General features: G+C 67.0%; 17 protein-coding genes. 6 read left to right on the top strand and 11 right to left on the bottom strand.

Annotation, left to right across the window (positions count from 1 at the left end; all coding sequences use genetic code 11):
* The first annotated feature begins 12 nt into the window (after window positions 1–12).
* Window positions 13–999, top strand: coding sequence for a LysR family transcriptional regulator (locus AC3A6X_RS00480; protein WP_487840334.1), 987 nt, complete (start codon window positions 13–15; stop codon window positions 997–999).
* Here AC3A6X_RS00480 and AC3A6X_RS00475 read toward each other — a convergent pair.
* On the bottom strand, window positions 980–1,963 hold the full coding sequence (locus AC3A6X_RS00475; RefSeq protein WP_487840333.1) for an amidohydrolase family protein: 984 nt from the start codon (window positions 1,961–1,963) through the stop codon (window positions 980–982). The two genes, AC3A6X_RS00480 and AC3A6X_RS00475, sit on opposite strands and share 20 nt — an antisense overlap.
* 274 nt (window positions 1,964–2,237) lie before the next feature.
* Here AC3A6X_RS00475 and AC3A6X_RS00470 point away from each other — a divergent pair, with 274 nt between their 5' ends.
* Complete coding sequence (locus AC3A6X_RS00470; RefSeq protein ID WP_487840332.1) at window positions 2,238–3,614, top strand: MFS transporter; 1,377 nt, start codon at window positions 2,238–2,240, stop codon at window positions 3,612–3,614.
* A gap of 85 nt (window positions 3,615–3,699) precedes the next feature.
* The gene (locus AC3A6X_RS00465) at window positions 3,700–4,437 is read left to right on the top strand and encodes a response regulator (RefSeq protein ID WP_487840331.1); all 738 of its coding nucleotides are present in this window, start codon (window positions 3,700–3,702) and stop codon (window positions 4,435–4,437) included.
* 10 nt (window positions 4,438–4,447) lie between these two features.
* Here AC3A6X_RS00465 and AC3A6X_RS00460 read toward each other — a convergent pair whose 3' ends face one another.
* Complete coding sequence (locus tag AC3A6X_RS00460) at window positions 4,448–4,777, bottom strand: response regulator (RefSeq protein WP_487840330.1); 330 nt, start codon at window positions 4,775–4,777, stop codon at window positions 4,448–4,450.
* Window positions 4,778–5,073: 296 nt separating this feature from the next.
* On the opposite strand from AC3A6X_RS00460, the gene AC3A6X_RS00455 reads away from it, so the two are divergent.
* Window positions 5,074–5,283, top strand: a complete 210-nt coding sequence (locus AC3A6X_RS00455) for a hypothetical protein (RefSeq protein WP_487840329.1) — start codon at window positions 5,074–5,076, stop codon at window positions 5,281–5,283.
* Between the two features lie 94 nt (window positions 5,284–5,377).
* Entirely contained in the window at window positions 5,378–6,391 is a 1,014-nt protein-coding gene (locus AC3A6X_RS00450) for a LysR family transcriptional regulator (RefSeq protein ID WP_487840328.1), read from the top strand.
* A 30-nt stretch (window positions 6,392–6,421) separates the two neighbouring features.
* Here AC3A6X_RS00450 and AC3A6X_RS00445 read toward each other — a convergent pair whose 3' ends face one another.
* From AC3A6X_RS00445 to AC3A6X_RS00405, 9 genes are all read right to left on the bottom strand, one after another.
* On the bottom strand, window positions 6,422–6,901 hold the full coding sequence (locus tag AC3A6X_RS00445; protein ID WP_487840327.1) for a carboxymuconolactone decarboxylase family protein: 480 nt from the start codon (window positions 6,899–6,901) through the stop codon (window positions 6,422–6,424).
* Window positions 6,902–7,060: 159 nt separating this feature from the next.
* The gene (locus AC3A6X_RS00440; protein ID WP_487840326.1) at window positions 7,061–7,954 is read right to left on the bottom strand and encodes a tryptophan 2,3-dioxygenase; all 894 of its coding nucleotides are present in this window, start codon (window positions 7,952–7,954) and stop codon (window positions 7,061–7,063) included.
* A gap of 29 nt (window positions 7,955–7,983) precedes the next feature.
* Window positions 7,984–9,033: a glutathione S-transferase family protein gene (locus AC3A6X_RS00435; protein WP_487840325.1), complete on the bottom strand. Its 1,050-nt coding sequence runs from the start codon at window positions 9,031–9,033 to the stop codon at window positions 7,984–7,986.
* A gap of 234 nt (window positions 9,034–9,267) precedes the next feature.
* Window positions 9,268–10,131, bottom strand: a complete 864-nt coding sequence (locus AC3A6X_RS00430; protein ID WP_487840324.1) for a hypothetical protein — start codon at window positions 10,129–10,131, stop codon at window positions 9,268–9,270.
* Between the two features lie 28 nt (window positions 10,132–10,159).
* Window positions 10,160–10,765: a peroxiredoxin-like family protein gene (locus AC3A6X_RS00425; RefSeq protein ID WP_487840323.1), complete on the bottom strand. Its 606-nt coding sequence runs from the start codon at window positions 10,763–10,765 to the stop codon at window positions 10,160–10,162.
* A gap of 13 nt (window positions 10,766–10,778) precedes the next feature.
* Window positions 10,779–11,213, bottom strand: a complete 435-nt coding sequence (locus tag AC3A6X_RS00420) for a cupin domain-containing protein (protein ID WP_487840322.1) — start codon at window positions 11,211–11,213, stop codon at window positions 10,779–10,781.
* A 212-nt stretch (window positions 11,214–11,425) separates the two neighbouring features.
* Window positions 11,426–12,799 (bottom strand): amidase, encoded by a 1,374-nt coding sequence (locus AC3A6X_RS00415; RefSeq protein ID WP_487840321.1) that lies wholly within the window; start codon window positions 12,797–12,799, stop codon window positions 11,426–11,428.
* Window positions 12,793–13,905: an iron-containing alcohol dehydrogenase gene (locus tag AC3A6X_RS00410; protein WP_487840320.1), complete on the bottom strand. Its 1,113-nt coding sequence runs from the start codon at window positions 13,903–13,905 to the stop codon at window positions 12,793–12,795. The genes AC3A6X_RS00415 and AC3A6X_RS00410 overlap by 7 nt, the downstream gene beginning before the upstream one ends.
* A gap of 111 nt (window positions 13,906–14,016) precedes the next feature.
* Window positions 14,017–14,928 (bottom strand): LysR substrate-binding domain-containing protein, encoded by a 912-nt coding sequence (locus AC3A6X_RS00405; RefSeq protein ID WP_309961062.1) that lies wholly within the window; start codon window positions 14,926–14,928, stop codon window positions 14,017–14,019.
* Window positions 14,929–15,125: 197 nt separating this feature from the next.
* On the opposite strand from AC3A6X_RS00405, the gene AC3A6X_RS00400 reads away from it, so the two are divergent.
* Window positions 15,126–15,803: a nitroreductase gene (locus AC3A6X_RS00400; RefSeq protein ID WP_487840319.1), complete on the top strand. Its 678-nt coding sequence runs from the start codon at window positions 15,126–15,128 to the stop codon at window positions 15,801–15,803.
* Window positions 15,804–15,811: the final 8 nt, after the last annotated feature.

The raw sequence follows: 15,811 nt of genomic DNA, 5'->3' as shown, positions 1-15,811 counted from the left end.
GGAGACGGCGCGGTGAACATCAACTCCATCGACCTCAATCTATTCCTGGTGTTCCAGGCGATCTACGCCACGCGCAGCGTCACGCTCGCCGGCGACCGCCTCGGCATGACGCAGTCCGCGGTGAGCAACGCCCTCAAGCGCATGCGCGAACGCTTCAACGATGCGCTGTTCGTGCGCTCGGCCGACGGGATGGTCCCCACGCCCGTGGCCGAGCGCCTGGTCGCGCCCATCGAGGAAGGCATCGCCTGCCTGATGCAGGCCGTCGACCAGGGCCGGACCTTCGAGCCGGAGACGACCAACCGCATCTTCCGCATTGCCGTCAACGACATCGGGCAACTGGTCATGATGCCGGAGCTGCTCTCGGTCGCACGCGGCATCGCGCCCGGCGTTCGCTTCGAAACGGTGGATGTCTCCGTGGCCGATGCCCGGCAGCGCATGCTTCACGGACAGATCGACATCGCGCTGGGCAGCTGGGAACCGATGGGCCCCGCGTTCTACCAGCAGCGGCTGTTCGACGAGACCTTCGTCGTGCTGATGTCCAAGGCGTCCCGCCTGGGTTCGCGCGAGCGCATCGAGCTGGGCGACTACCTCGCGGCGGAACACATCGCGTACCGGCCTCACGGAACGACCGATACGCAGCTTCAGCAGACCTTGAATCGCGCGGGGGCGCTCGATCAGCGCCGGGTGGTCCTGACGGCCGCCCACTCGCTGGGCCTGTCGGCGATCGTCGCCGCGTCGGGCTTGCTGCTGACCGTGCCGGCGCGGCTCGCCAAGGCGATGGTGGCCTCCCGCGTGGACTTGCACGCCGTCGAGGCGCCCTTCGAGGTCGCGCCCTTCGAGATTCGCCAGCAGTGGCACGAGCGATTCCATCAGGACAGCGGCACTCGCTGGCTGCGGGAGCTGATCTTCGGTCTGTTCCACGAACGATCGCGCCGCACGCCCGAGGCGCAGGGCGCAGAAGGCGCACGCCAGGAACCTCTCAGGACCGATCCAGCTTGAACAGCGACAGCGCGTTCGTCCGGCCGATCTTGCGCCGGTCGGCCTCGCTGATGCTCGCGTCGTTGAACCAGTCCGATGCATGGTCGACGTTCTCGAAGGGCCAGTCGGTCGAGAACAGAATCCGGTCCGATCCCACCTCGAGCATCGCGTCGATCAGCGTCTGGGTGCGGAAGTTGCCGGAGGTGGTGAGGTAGAAGTTCTCGTGGAAGTAGTCGCAGAGCTTGCGCTTGGCCGGATAGCCCTTGGGCGCCTGGACCCAGGCATTGCGGTGATCGACGCGCCACATGTTGTAGGGCAGGCCTTCGCCCAGGTGGCCCAGGATGATCTTGAGACCCGGATGGCGATCGAAGAGGCCGCTCGCCATGAGGCGCAGGGCGTGGACGGCGGTCTCCTGTGCAAAGGCCCACGTGGGCCCGAGCAGCCACGGGTGGCCTTCGTAGATCTGCGCCCAGCTCGCCAGGGGATTGCGCGGATGCAGGTAGAAGGGCGCGTCGAGCCGCTCCACCGCAGCCCAGAAGGAGGCGTACTGCGGTGCGTCGTAGTAGACGGCGTTGTCGGGCGTGCCGACCTGCGAGAACCCGTTGACCAGCGCACCGCGGAAGCCGAGCTCGGTCATGCAGCGTTCGAGTTCCCGGGTCGCCTGGTCAGGGTCCTGCATGGGCAAGGCGGCGAAGGCCTGGAAGCGATCGGGCCGCCTCGCCACCTGCTCGGCCAGGAAGTCGTTGGCGCGGACGGCGAGCTCGCAGGCTTTCTTTGGATCGGGCACCGCCTGGACGGCAGGCGCGTTCAGCGAGAGGATCATCATCTCCATGCCGTGCGCGTCCATCTGGCGCAGCCGGCCTTCGTGGATATCGAGGAGGCGGCTGCTCAGCTCCCTCCAGTAGTCGCCGGGCACGAAGCCCGCCGAATCCTGCAACGTCTCGGGAATCGCGAAGTGCTCCTCGAGGCCGATCTTTCCTTGCATGTCCGTTTCCTTTGTCTTCATGGCAGTGCCACACCGGCGCTTGCCTCGTCGGTGAATCTACGAGGGCCTGGAGGCACGGTCCAACGAAGATCGGTGATAGCGCGCATTCGAAAAGCGCATGGAGGAGCGGGCCGTCACGGCCGGCGTGGTGGAAGACCCTCCCCAACATTCACAGGCCTCATAGGCCCTATCCGAAAAATGCGTTGGACCCGGCAGGCCAAGCTTCGCATCATCGAAGGCGTTCTTCCCCCCTTCGACCGGAGACAAGAGAGTCATGCGCCAAATCGACCTTCACAAGCTGGCCGACGATGCCCGCTTCAACCGCTTCCACGGGCTCGTGCTCTTCTGGTGCGCACTGATCATCGTGTTCGACGGCTATGACCTGTCGGTGGTGGGCATCGCGCTGCCGTCGATCATGAAGAACATGGGCGTCGATGCGACGCATGCGGGCTTCATGGTGAGCTCGGCGTTGTTCGGCATGATGTTCGGCGCCATCTTCCTGGGCACCATTGCCGACAGGATCGGCCGCCGCTGGGCCATCGTCATCTGCGTGGCGCTGTTCAGCATCTTCACGGCCGCCGCCGGCCTGGCCAAGGACCCCATCACCTTCGGCGCGATGCGCTTCCTCGCCGGGCTCGGCATCGGCGGCGTGATGCCGAACGTGGTGGCGCACATGACCGAATACTCGCCCAAGAAGATCCGCGCCACGCTGGTGACGCTGATGTTCAGCGGCTATGCCGTCGGGGGGATCATCGCGGCGATCCTGGGCAAGAGCTTCATCGAGGCCTACGGTTGGCAATCGGTGTTCTTCGCGGCGGGCCTGCCGGTGCTCCTGATTCCGGTCATCCTGAAGTCGCTTCCGGAATCGATGCCCTTCCTGCTGGCCAAGGGCCGAACCGAAGCGCTGAAGACGATCGCCTCGAAGCTCGACCCGAGCTACAAGCCGCTGGCCAGCGACCGCTTCGCCGTGCCGGCCGAAGACAAGGCCGACAGCGCGCCCATCAAGCACCTCTTCGCCGAAGGCCGCGCGTTCAGCACGGTGATGTTCTGGATCGCGTTCTTCATGTGCCTGTTCATGGTGTTCGCGCTGAGTTCCTGGCTGACGAAGCTGATGGCCAGCGCCGGCTACAGCCTGGGTTCGGCGCTGACCTTCGTGCTGGTGCTGAACGTGGGCGCCATGGCCGGCGCGATCCTCGGCGGCTGGCTCGCCGACAGGTTCCACATCAAGTACGTGCTGGCTGGGATGTATGCCTTGGCCGCCGTCTCCCTGACGCTGCTCGGCTACAAGATGCCGACGCCGGTGCTGTTCGTCCTCGTGGGCCTGGCCGGCGCATCGACGATCGGCACGCAGATCGTGGCCAACGCCTACACCGGCCAGTTCTATCCGATGGCGGTGCGCTCCACCGGTCTCGGGTGGGCCTTGGGCGTCGGCCGCAGCGGCGCGATCCTGGCGCCGATCCTGATCGGCACGCTGGTGGGCATGAACCTGCCGCTGCAGCAGAACTTCATGGCCATTGCGATTCCCGCCGTCATCGGCATGATCGCGGTGCTGTTCGTCAACCATGACCGCTCGGCGTCGGCGCATCCCGCCGAAGCGAGCGTTGAGCGGCCCCAGGCTGCGGCAAGCGTCTCCGTGGCGCAAGGGGGCTGACCGGCGGTATCGTGACAGGCCCGATGCCGGCAATTAAACTGCCGGTCCGGCCTCTGGGCCAGCGCCTGACGACGAAGGAAAGCGTATGGAACTGCCCACGCCCGGAGCGGCACCGCATGTGCTCGTGGTCGATGACGATCCGTCGATACGCCAGATGCTGGTCGACTTTCTCGGCGACTACGACTACAAGGTCAGCGCGGTCGCCACCGGCGCGGAAATGGCGGAAGTCCTGACCCGCGCCGCGATCGACCTGCTGGTCCTCGACGTCCGCCTGCCGGACGAGGACGGCATCCAGATCGCGCGGCGGCTGCGCGAGCAATCCGACCTGGCCATCATCGTGATCACCGGAAGGAGCCACGAGGCCGACCGCGTGATGGCGCTCGAGCTGGGCGCCGACGACTACCTGACCAAGCCCTTCTCGCCGCGCGAGCTGCTGGCCCGGGTTCGTGCCTTGCTGCGCCGCACGAAGATGCATGCGGACGGGGCCAGGCGCGAGGCCGGTGCCCGCGCCTACCGCTTCGCCGGGTGGGAGCTCAACGTGGGCTTGCGCAGGCTGTCCTCGCCGCAAGGGGACGTGGTGAGCTTGTCCAACGGCGAGTACAACCTGCTCGCGGCCTTCCTGGGTGCGCCGCAGCGCGTGCTGACGCGCGCCCAGCTGCTCGAGCTCTCGCGCCTTCACGACGACGAGGTCTATGACCGTTCCATCGACGTGCAGGTCGGCCGGCTGCGCCGCAAGCTGGAGCCGCAGGGCCAGCCTCCCATGATCCGCACCGAACGCGGCGCCGGCTACACCTTCCTTCCGAAGGTCGAGATCCTGCGCTAGGGCGACCCGCTCAGCGGCCGTCCAGGCACTGGTCGACCGCCGCGAGAAGTTCCGCGCAGGTAAAGGGCTTCGGCAGCACCTTGGCGACGCCGAGCCGCCGCGCCGCGTCCTCCGAGGCCGCGGGGGCCCGCCTGAAGCGCCCCGACGTGGCGAGGATGGGGGCGCCGTGGCGGGCATGGAGCGCCCGCAACGCAGCACCGGCCTGCGCCGGGTTCGGGACATCCGCGATCACCAGCGCGATGCCGTTCGTCTGCGAATCATTCGCCGCGACCGAGTAGCCCGCCTCGGTCAGCCAGCGCACGAGCAACTCGCGGATGAGGTCGTCCGTTTCGATGATCAAGAGCAGCCTGCTGCTCGGAGTGCTTTCCGTGGTCATGGCTGGAAGGCCGGCCGCCGCGCTTTCGTCAATTGAGCCCGAGACCATTGCATCCCGGGCGGCGCACGGCAATGTGTCAGTGGCGCCACGTTGTGTGTCAACGGACACGAATGCGCGCACCACGGCAGGGCGGCCGGCCGCTGCCCCGGGGGGCGCGCGCCATGCAGTCATGACACCTGACAAGCGCGGTCGCCATCCCGACATCGTCTGGCTACATCCGGGGCAGACACTGAAGTCTCATCGAGCTGCAGGAGCAGAACATGGAAGCCATCATGAGTATCCGGGGCGTGCACTACGAGTTGCGCTTCCAGTCTCTGCACAGGCAGGGCCGCGGATGGGCTTTCCCTTGCAATGCGCAAGGCGAGGTCGATCTCGACCGCCTCAGCGAACGGGCGCGCAACAACTACTTCTTCGCCCGTGCGCTGATGGGGCGCGAGTACGCGTTTCCGCGCGTCGAGCTCATCGCGTGATCCGCAGCACGCATGCCACGATCGCCCGGCGTGGTGCTGCGTCGCACCGCCACGTGCCGGGCGGGACACCTCTTCCCATCAAGGATCTGCTCCCATGACATCCTCTACCGTCGGCTGCTCTGGTTCCGCTCCCCTCACGCTGCGCGCGGATGGCCTGGCCTCCAGCTTTGCCACGAGCTATGCGGGGGTCGTCGCCTTCATTGCCGTGGTCACGGAAGGCAGCTTCGCCCGGGCCGCCGAACGCCTGGGTGTCGGCCGCTCCGCGGTGAGCCGCAGCGTCCAGAAGCTCGAGGACCAGTTGAACGTCCGGCTCTTCCTTCGGACCACCCGCAGCACCACCCTGACCCGCGAAGGCGACCTCTTCTATGCCAACTGCCACACGGGGGTGGACCGGATCGTTCGGGCCCTCGAAGAAATCCGGGACCTCCGGCAGGGGCCGCCCCGCGGGCATCTGCGCATCAGTGCAGGGGTCGGCTTCGGCCGGAGGGTGGTGGCGCCGCTGCTCGGCGAGTTCCGGGCCGAATACCCGGAGGTGTCGATCGACCTGCTGCTCGACGACAAGCCGATCGACTTCATCTCGGACGGCGTGGACATCGCATTTCGCAACGGACGCATGGAAGACGCCCAGATCATCGCGAAGCAGATCATCCCCATGCAGATGCTGGTCTGCGCCTCCCGCCAATACCAGGAAGCCCATGGACTGCCCCAGACGGTGGAAGAGCTGCTCCATCATCAATGCATCAACTACCGCTCTTCGTCGGGCCGGATCTTCGAGTGGGAGTTCAAGGTGGACGGGCAGCTGCGCAGATTTCTGCCGCAAGCCAAGGTCAGCTACAACGACCCCGACCTGGTGCTGCAGGCCGTGCTCGACGGCCACGGCGTGGCCCAGGTGGCCGGCTACCTGGCCTGCGATTCGCTGCGCTCCGGCGCGATCGTTTCCTGCCTGGCGCAGCATGCCCCCGAGGACTGCGGCCACTACATCTGCTACCTGAGCCGGCAGCACCTGCCTTCGCGCATGCGCGTCTTCATCGACTTCATGACGACGAAGATCCGGGCGTCCGACCTTCAGTGCCTGACGGACTTCAACGCAAAAGCGCCCCGCGGCTGAAGCCACGCGGCGCTTGGCTTCTCGAAGCGCTCAGGCGAGCTGCGCCTTGTCGAGGCCGAAGGCCTTGTCCGACGATCCGGGCACCATCTGGAAGGCGATGTTCACGCGATTCCATGCATTGATGCTCATCACGACGAACGTCAGGTCCGTCAGCTCCTTCTCGGACAGCTGCGTGCGCACGCGGTCGTAGATGTCGTCGGGCACGCCTTGCTCGGGCAGCTTGGTGAGGATCTCGGTCCATGCCAGCGCGGCGCGCTCGCGCGGGTTGAACAGGGTCGACTCGCGCCAGGAGGCGACGTGGTGCAGGCGCAGTTCGCGCTCGCCGTTGATCCTGGCCTGCTTGACGTGCATGTCGACGCAGAAGGCGCAGCCGTTGAGCTGCGATGCGCGCAGCGCGATGAGCTCCTGGATCGAGGGCTCGATGGCGCCGTCGTGCACGGCCTGGCTGAACCCGACGAACCTCTTGAAGAGCTCGGGCGACTGCTGCATGTAGTTGAGACGTGGCTTCATGGTGATGACTCCTGAATGCTTCCGGTGACCGGCCTCAGAGCGGCCGAGGGACTCGCTGGCGAAGATCGCGATAGCGGATCCATCGTAGGTTTCGGCCCTCCGCGGCGGTAGCCCTGTGGAAGGCGTCGCCGTGTTGCGCGTCGCGCACCATTCGATGCGTCAGCGCTTGTGCATGTGCGGACAAACCGCCGTCTGCGAAGCTGACGCCGGATTGCCGATGAAGGTGCGGGCCGACCAGAGTTCGGGAAACGGAATCTCGTCCATCGTGGGCAGCAGCCACGCGACGCCTTCGGTGCCGAAGTACGCCGGCCTGGCGCCGAAGGTCCGGCGCGTGGCCATCAGGTGGCGGTACTTCCAGTGAGCGAATCCTTCCGCGATGTCGGCCAGCGTCTCGCCGAGCTGCTGGAGCTCGATGTTGGCGTCCGGGTCCGCGTAGATGTCGCGCCAGACCTGCTCGATCTCCTTGCTGGGGCTGTAGGGCGCAGCGAGGTCGCGCTCGAGCATCGCGCTCGGAACGGCCATGCCGATGCGGCCGAGATAGGCGAGGACGTCGTCATAGAGGCTCGGCTCGGCCAGCGCCTTGCGCAGCTGCGCCCAGCGCTGGGGCTGCGGGACGAAATGCTGCAGATGCTCCGCCTGCTTGATCCCCAGCAGGTAGGCCATGTGCCTGTAGGTCCATCCCTGCAGGGCCGTGTCCTTGCCGTGCGTGGCAGCCGCACGCGAAAGAATGGCCAGCAGGTCGTTGGGGGTCATCCATGCGATCGAGCGCCAGATCGCGTCGAGCGGCGCTTGATGGGCAACGATGCGCAGCAAAGTGCGCAAGGCCTGGGCCAGGTCGTTGGCGCGAAGGCAGCGCTGCGCCGTCTGGATCTCCTTGATGATGAGCATCCAGTAGAGCTCCGACACCTGCACGTGAACGATCCAGGCATGCTCGCCGGGATGATCGCTGACCGTGCGTTGCAGCGAGTGCAGCACGTCTGTCTGGATCCACGCGCTGTAGGGGGTCTGCCCGGCTGCTGCCGTGCTCTCGTTGTTCTGAAGGGTTTCGCTCATGTCGTGTCTCCTGGTTGTGTGGACGTTCATCACGCGGCAACCCCGGCGGGGCATTCGGAGATGGCATTCATGTAGGTCGAGGGCGGCATCGAGTTCACCGATGCCTGGATCACTTCCTTGCACAGGGAGGGCCGCCTGGCGAGCGCCTCGAAGTAGCGCCGCACATGCGCAAGCGCGCTCCACATCGAGGACAGGCCGAGATAGTTCAGGCGAACGAGGTTGACGCCCCAGAACGCATCGGCGAGCGAGAAGGAGTTTCCGTCCAGGCAGGAGAAGGACTTCGAAGCCAGATCGCGCTCGAGATCTTGCAAGAGCTCGCCCAGTCGATCGCGGGCGGCACGCTGGAACGCCGGGTCATGGCGCAGCTTCCTGCCGGCGCTTTCCTTCACGATCTTCGCGCGATAGGCAGCCACCAGCTCGGGCTCGCCGGCGTTGGCGGCGATCAGCTGCTCCAGGGCCATGATCTTGATGTCATAGACCGTCTCCATCGACAACTTGAGAGGACCGGGCCGCAGGTCGGCATCGGGATGAAAGCCGTACAGCAACGCGCCGTTCGGTACGCGGTCGACGATGCCGACCTGGCGCATCACCTCGCTGCGCGTGTCCGGATCGTCCGGGACCAGCTGGATCGGCTGGCGCGACACGGCGTCGAGGTAGCCGCAGATCTGCCGCGAATCAGCGACCACCCGGCCCGTCTCGTGGTCGACCAGCAAGGGCACCACGCAGGGATCGAAGCCTTCGGTCTCGACCGATGTCCGTCCGCTGTAGCCGTTGACGTATGGCCGGCCCGACTCGCGCGCCGCGATCAGCCGCAGACGGATGTAGGCGGGACTGTAGTGTTCGGCCGGGATCACGCCGTCGCGCCCCATCGAACCCAGGATGAGCATGTCGTTGGAGCGGTAGGACAGCCTCTTTTCGAACAGCACCGTGCGCACCTTCTGCGAGCACAGCGAGCTCGCTGCGTGGAACAGCTCGAAGCGGGGATTCGCCTGCTCACCCACGAGGGTGATGCGGCTCGGGTCCAGGATGGCAGCGCGGGCGGCGGCGGCCATCTTCATCAGGGGGGCATGATTCGTCATCGGATTCCTCTTCTCGACCTGCCGGGCAGGTCCACATCGATCAGTGAACGGTTGGCGTTCGAACGGGTTGAACGCAGCCCGATCGTGAAACCTTGCCGGTGCTTTGAGAAGACGCCAATGCTTGTACGCACGGTCCGGAAAATCCGAACGATCGCTGCCGCAACGAGGTGTGCGGGCCGCACGCGAAAAAGCCTCGGCGTCATCGACGCCGAGGCGGGGTGGGCAAGTGCGGGATCAGGCGCCCAGCCAGAAGGCCAGGTTGCGGACATACTGCTTCGTCGAGCGAAGCGCCTCGGGGAACCGGGCGATGCCGTCGCCGGCGGGTTCCGACACGAAGGAGGGAGCGCCCGCAGAAGGGTCCCAGTTGTAGTCGGCGAAGTGATGAAAGGTCGATTGCGCGATCGCCCGTCCGCCCTGCGCGGAGCGCTCGAAGGCGACCGCCAGGTTGAAGCGCCGGCCGGACACCGAGCTCTGCCCCGCCATCACGGCCCGCGCGCTCGGATCGTCGAGCGGCGCGCTGACGGCGCCTTCGTGCGGATGCGAGGGCAGGTACTGGATGACGCCGGTCGCCGCCTCCTGGTCCTGCATCACCGGATGGACGCTTCCCACGGCTCGGACGCGCTGGTAGTCGCCGTTCGCGCCCGAGTGGTAGTTGGGCCAGGAGATGTTCGCGGCGAACGGGTTGTCGACGCAATGACGCTCCTCGTCCGGCTCGCAGTTGAGGCTGTGAAAGTGGTGTGCAGCCCCGACCCCGCCCAGGTTGCAGATTGAGCTGCCGAGGTCCATGTGGTCGCGCGTGACCATGAGCGAGCCGCCTCGACGCCGGAAGCGGCCGATGCCCTCGCAATCCTGGGGCGTCAGGCCATCGCCGACGTCGACCGCGAAGAGCCAGAGTTGATCGAACTCCGTTTCATGCAGCTTCGACAGCACGGGATCGGGCTCGCCGCGCTTCGTGCGGTTGCGAGCGGTCACCTGGAAAGCGAAGCGGCCATCCTCGTCTCGCAGGCTCAGAAGATGGGCCTTCAAGAGACTGAAGCGCTCGATGTGCCAGTCGTCGTGATCGCCCTCGATCGTGGTTTGCAGCAGTAGGTTCGGCATGGTGCGACAGGGAGATGGGGTTCGGGAATCACGCTGTTGTGCCGTGCTCGCCGATGCGGGCCTGCTCGAGGACGGCGATGACGCTTTGGGGGTCGATGCGCTCGCGATAGTCCATCTCGACATGGGCGAAGCGGATCCGTCCCGCCCGGTCGACCACGTAGGTCGCAGGGATCGGCAGCACCCACTGCCCGTTGCCGTTGAGGACGGGGATGTCGGTGCCCGAGGATGCGTACAGGTCGATCAGCTCGGGCGGCAGCGTGAAGGCGATGCCGAAGCCATTGGCGGCATCCAGGCTCGAGTCGCTGAGCACCGTATGGGCGAGCGCGTTGCGCTCGGCCGTGTCGATCGAATGGTCCGGCGTCTGCGGGGAGATCGCGACCAGATCGACACCGAGTCGCTTCAACTCGCCCGCATGCTGTTGCCATTCGTGCAGTTGAAGATTGCAATAGCTGCACCAACCACCGCGATAGAAGATCACGACGAGCGGCCCGCGGCGCCACAGGCCGGACAGTTTCACCGGCGCGCCGGAGGCGTCGAGCAAAGTGGCATCGGGGGCCATGTCGCCCTCGCGCACGGCGCGCTGGCAGACGCCCGTGGCGCGGAGGATGGCCGCGGTTTCGTCGATGGCAGTCATGGGGACGGAACGGTCACTTCACGGGCATGAAGAAATCGACGCCCTTGTTCTTCACCATCACGACGAGGAACTTCGCGGGCTGGGTCTTGCTGGCATTGCGGCCGACCGTGTGAACGTCTTCGGGGCCTTCGTAGAAGGTCTCGCCGGGCTTCAGGGTCACTTCCTTGCCGCCCTTGACGCCCATGACGATCGAGCCCTCGAGCACGTAGACGAAGGCATGCGCATCGTGGCGATGGACGGGGTCGCCGGCGCCCGGCGCGTAGTCCACGGTGATCGCCAGGACTTCCTTGCCGGGAATGTCCGGCAGCACCTTGGTCATCAACTGCTTGACGACGATGTCTTGTGCCGCGTTCGGCGTGCCCGCATGTTGCCCGCTCGCGTGTTGCGCGGTTGCGCCGAGCGGGGCGATCAACAGTGCCGCGACGATGTGTCTTGCAATACTTCTCATGGCTTTGCCTCTCTCGTTTTCGAGATCTCTGGGGATTTGTGCGCCACTCATTGATTGCGCACGACCAGATCCTAGGTTTGCATCGCCCGATGCAGTAGGCCTGTGGAAGGGATCACGGCGTTGCCGTTCGATCACCAATCGAGCGGCGCGGGCCTCCGGCGCTGAGGCTGCCGGCTCAGGTCATCGAGTCGCGGAGGCGACGGGATTTCGCGTCAATGCATTCGCCCGGTGCGGGGGTGCAGCCGTTGCTCCATCCGGCTGGCCATCCGCAGCAGCGCGGCATCGTCGCCGGGGCGGGCAACGATCTGGAGGCCGACCGGAAGCGCACCGGCGCTGCGCGGCAGCGGGATCGAGATCGCCGGGCAGCCTGCAAGATTGAAGGGCGCCGTGTAGGCCATCAGGGCTTGCCGCACGCTGCCTGTCCAGGCGCCGATCGTCAGCTCCGCCTCGCCGATGGGCGGGGCGGTGCATGGCGTGGTGGGCAGCACGATGAAGCGGTTCTTGGCCATGAGGCGGGCCAGGCCCGCGGCGAACTTTCGCCGGGCCTGTTGCGCCAGTGCGTAGTCCTCCATCCGCATCGACTTGGCGCGCGCGAGGCGCTCGACGGTTTCGGCGCCGTAGTGCTCCGCAATCCAGTCCGGGTCGTTCCGCGCGAAATGGACGAACGCGCCTTCGGCCAGCACGATGCGCGCGAAGGCGTCGAAGCTGTCGCTGAAGAGGTCCGCCGTGTCCAGCGCTTCGAGATGGAAGGCCGATGCGAGCGAATCCGCAGCCACCGCAAAGGCGCTGGCGATTTCACACGCAGCGGGCACCGGGCCGATCGCGCAGATGACGCCCACGCGCGCGTCACCGAGTTCCTCCGTCGCGCCGGGCCCGGCACCGAGGCCCAGCGCATCCGCCAGCACGCGAATGTCGTCGACGCCGGCGCCCAGCAAACCCGGATGGTCGAGGCTGGCAGCCAGCGGAAAGACGCCCTGCGTCGGCAGCGTACCGAAGCTCGGTTTGAAGCCGGCAACGCCGCAGAGCGCGGCGGGAATGCGCACCGATCCGCCGGTGTCCGTGCCGAGCCCGGCGGCCACAACGCCGTCGGCGATCGCCACGGCCGCGCCGCCGCTCGAGCCGCCGGGGATGCGCTGCGGGTCCTGCGGGTGGAGGGTGTCGCCGAAGGCGGCACTCGCCGTGGTGACGCCCCAGGCGAACTCGTGCGTGGTCGTCTTGCCGACCACGATCGCGCCCTGTTCCACGAGCGTGCGCACGACGCAGGCATCGGCGGAAGGGATGTGGCCGATGAAGGCGGGCGATCCGTAGCGCGTCTCGATGCGCCGGGTGTCGATGAGGTCCTTGACGCCGATGGGCAGGCCTTCGAGCGGACGTTGCGTGCCTTCGGCATAGCGGCGATCGCTCGCCGCCGCAGCCGCCATGGCCTGCTCGCGCGCGATGGTGGCAAAGGCGTTGAGCCGGCGCTGCGTATCGTCGGCCTTGTCGAGCGTGTGCTGCACGAGCTCGCTCGCGCGGATGCGGCCGCCGGCAAGATCGGCCAGCGACTGCCGCAGCGACGCGGCGCGCGGTGGCGCGAGGGCTACCACAGGCGCTCCAGCAGCGCATCCAGGCGCGCGGGTGCGTCGCCGCCGAGGTCCGCGACTTCCTCGGGGTAGTTGGCCTTGAGCAGCGCGGCGACCTCGGGCAGCTTCGCCCGGTCGAGGTCGAAGGCGCCGATGCGGCTCGGCAAGCCGAGCTTCGCGACCACGGCGGCGATGCGCTCGGCCAGCCGCGCCGCGGCTCCGGGTCCGCCGGGCGACAGGGCTTCGAGCTTGTCGCCGTAGAAGGCGGCACATGCCTGGATGACCGGCGCGAGCGTGATGCACGAGGTCGCGCTGTGCGGCAGGCCGAAGCTGCCGCCCAGGATGTGGCCGATGCGGTGGCTCAACCCGTAGACGACGGAGGCCGGCGAGAAGTAGCACTGCCAGGCGCCGAGCTGCAGCTCCAGCAGGTCGTCGTCGCTGACGAGTCCCGCCTCGAGGGCCGGGCGCGTCTCGAGCTTCGCGGGCCATTTCTCGAGCACCCGGAGGAAGCGATCCACGCCGCTCGCCGCCATGATCGCGTGGGGATGGCTGGCCCCCACCTTGCGCATGCCCTCGACCGCATGGTCGATGCCCTTGATGGCGGAGGACAGCAGCAGCGCCCGCGGCGTGTCGCGCACCAGCAGCGGGTCGATGAGCACGAGCTTCGGCGTGGTCTCGCGCACGGCGTAGCTGCGCTTGAATTTCTGCGGTCCGTCGGTCTCGGTGATGCCGAAGTAGTGCGAGAACTCCGAGCCCGAGAGTGTCGTGGGCAGAGCGACGATCGGCAGATGCCTGCCGGTGCGGCCGTGATGAAGATGAGAGACCGCCTTGGCCGCGTCGAGCACCGAGCCGCCGCCGAGTCCCACGATGGCACGCGCATCCGAGCGCAGGCAGGCCTCGAGCGCCGCATGCACCGCGACATCGGGCACATGCGCGGGCAGGCCGGTGAAGTAGCCGGCCGCGTCCTTCAGGTGCGGTTCGAGATGGGTGCGAGCCAGCGCTTCGAGGGGCGGGGCGGTGAAGACGATCGGCCGCTCGATGCCGTAGCTTTCGAGGCGGGGCAGGGCAGCGGCGAGGGTGTTCTCGCCCCAGAACACCGCGTCTTGCGGCAGGCAGTTCAGATGGTTCATGTGAGCGGTCCTGAATCCGGTGGAGTCGGAGGAGCGCGACGATAAGGCCGATCCGGCCTGGCTGGGGATGCCCTGGCAGGGACTCTGCGTCCAGCGTATTGGACGATGTCTTCAGTGCCCGCCGAAGTCCGTGACCTTCGGGATCTCGACAGCCAGGAAGTCCACCAGCGACCTCACCGCGGGCAGCAGTCCGGTGCGATAGGGAATGAGCGCCGACAGGCGGGCATCGGCCGCGATCCATCCCGGCAGGATCTGCCGCAACGAGCTCGCCGCAAGCTCGCTGCGGCAGATGTAGCCCGGCAGCGCCGCGATGCCGAGGCCGGCGCAGGCGGCTTCCTTGAGGGACACCAGGTTGTTGCTCTGGAAGCGCGGCGCCATCGGCACGACGAACTCCTTGCCGCCGGGGCCCTTGAGCTGCCACTGCACCGGACCGTTTCGCAGGATCGAGATGCTCGCGTGGTGCAGGAGGTCTTCCGGATGCTGGGGCTCCTTCATCTTCGCCAGGTAGGCCGGGCTGGCGAACAGGAACCATGGCACGCCCGCGATGGCACGCTGGACCAGCGTCGAGTTCTGCAGCGGCGTCGTATGCCCGCGAATGGCCAGGTCGAAGCCTTCGCCGACGATGTCCACGAGCCTGTCGGTCGCGATCTCGACGATCTGGACCTTGGGGTATCGGTTGAGGAAGACCGGCAGCAGGTCGCGCAGCGCGAACTGCGCGATCTCGATGGCCGTCGTGATGCGGATGACGCCGCTCGGTTCGGCGAGGCGCTGACGGATCGCCTCCTCGGCAATGTCGCTGCTGCGCAGCATCGCGATGGCGTACTGGTAGAACTCCTTGCCGATGTCGGTCATGCCGAACTGGCGCGAGGTGCGGTTGAGCAGCCGCACGCCCAGGGACGCCTCGAGTTCCTGCACGCGGTGGCTCAGCGTGGACTTGGGCAGCCGCAAGGCCTGGCCGGCCGAGGTGAAGCCGCCGCGGTCGACGACCTGTACGAAGTAGTAGACGTCCTTGAGGTCGAGCATCGGTGCGTGTCAGGGGGATCGTGCCGAGCATACGCCGTGGCGTGCCCCTCTCGCCCATCGTCCAGGAATCCGCAACCTTGCGTGCAAGGCGCGCCGGCTTCTCAAGCGCAGTGGCCATTCCTACGATTCCCTGGCCAGGTCGACGCACCCCGCCAACGACCGCCACCCCCCCCACCACCACGGATGGAGACACTGCAATGCATTCGCTCATCGACGAACTGATCTGCGAGCGCCGCACGAAGCGCGGCTTCCTCGACCGCCCCGTACCGCTCGAGACCGTGAGGGACATCCTCTCGGTCGCGAAGTACGCCCCCAGCTCGAGCAACACGCAGCCCTGGCGCTGCTACGTGGTCACGGGCGAGGCGCGCGAGCGCGTGACCACGGCGGCCGTCGAGGCCTTCCGCGCCGGGCCCGAGAAGCTCGCGCCCGAGTACCCCTTCTTCCCCCAGCCGCTGCACGACCCGTACTCGTCGCGCTTCAACACCTTCCGCGGCCAGCTCGGCGATGCGCAGGGCGTGCATCGAAGCGACAAGGCGGGCCGCATGCGCGACGTGGAGCGGCAGTTTCTCTTCTTCGATGCGCCGGTCGGGATCATCTTCACGATGGACCGCCGCCTGGAATGGGCCAGCTTCATCTGCTATGGCTGCTTCCTGCAGAACATCATGTTGGCTGCCAAGGGGCGCGACCTCGACACCTGCCCGCAGCAGATCTGGTCGCTGCAGCACCCCGTGCTTCGCGCCGAGCTTCAGATTCCCGAGGGCGAGATGGTGATCGCCGGCATGTCGCTCGGCTATGCGGACAACAGCATGCCGGAGAACCGCATGGCGCTGCACAAGCTCGAGGTGGAGGAGTTCACCACCTTCGTCGAAGCCTGAACGGGCAT

This window comes from Variovorax sp. Soil_C_12, from assembly GCF_057657375.1.
The sequence above is the reverse complement of the archived record's forward strand: the minus strand, read 5'-3'. Positions and strand labels throughout refer to the sequence as shown.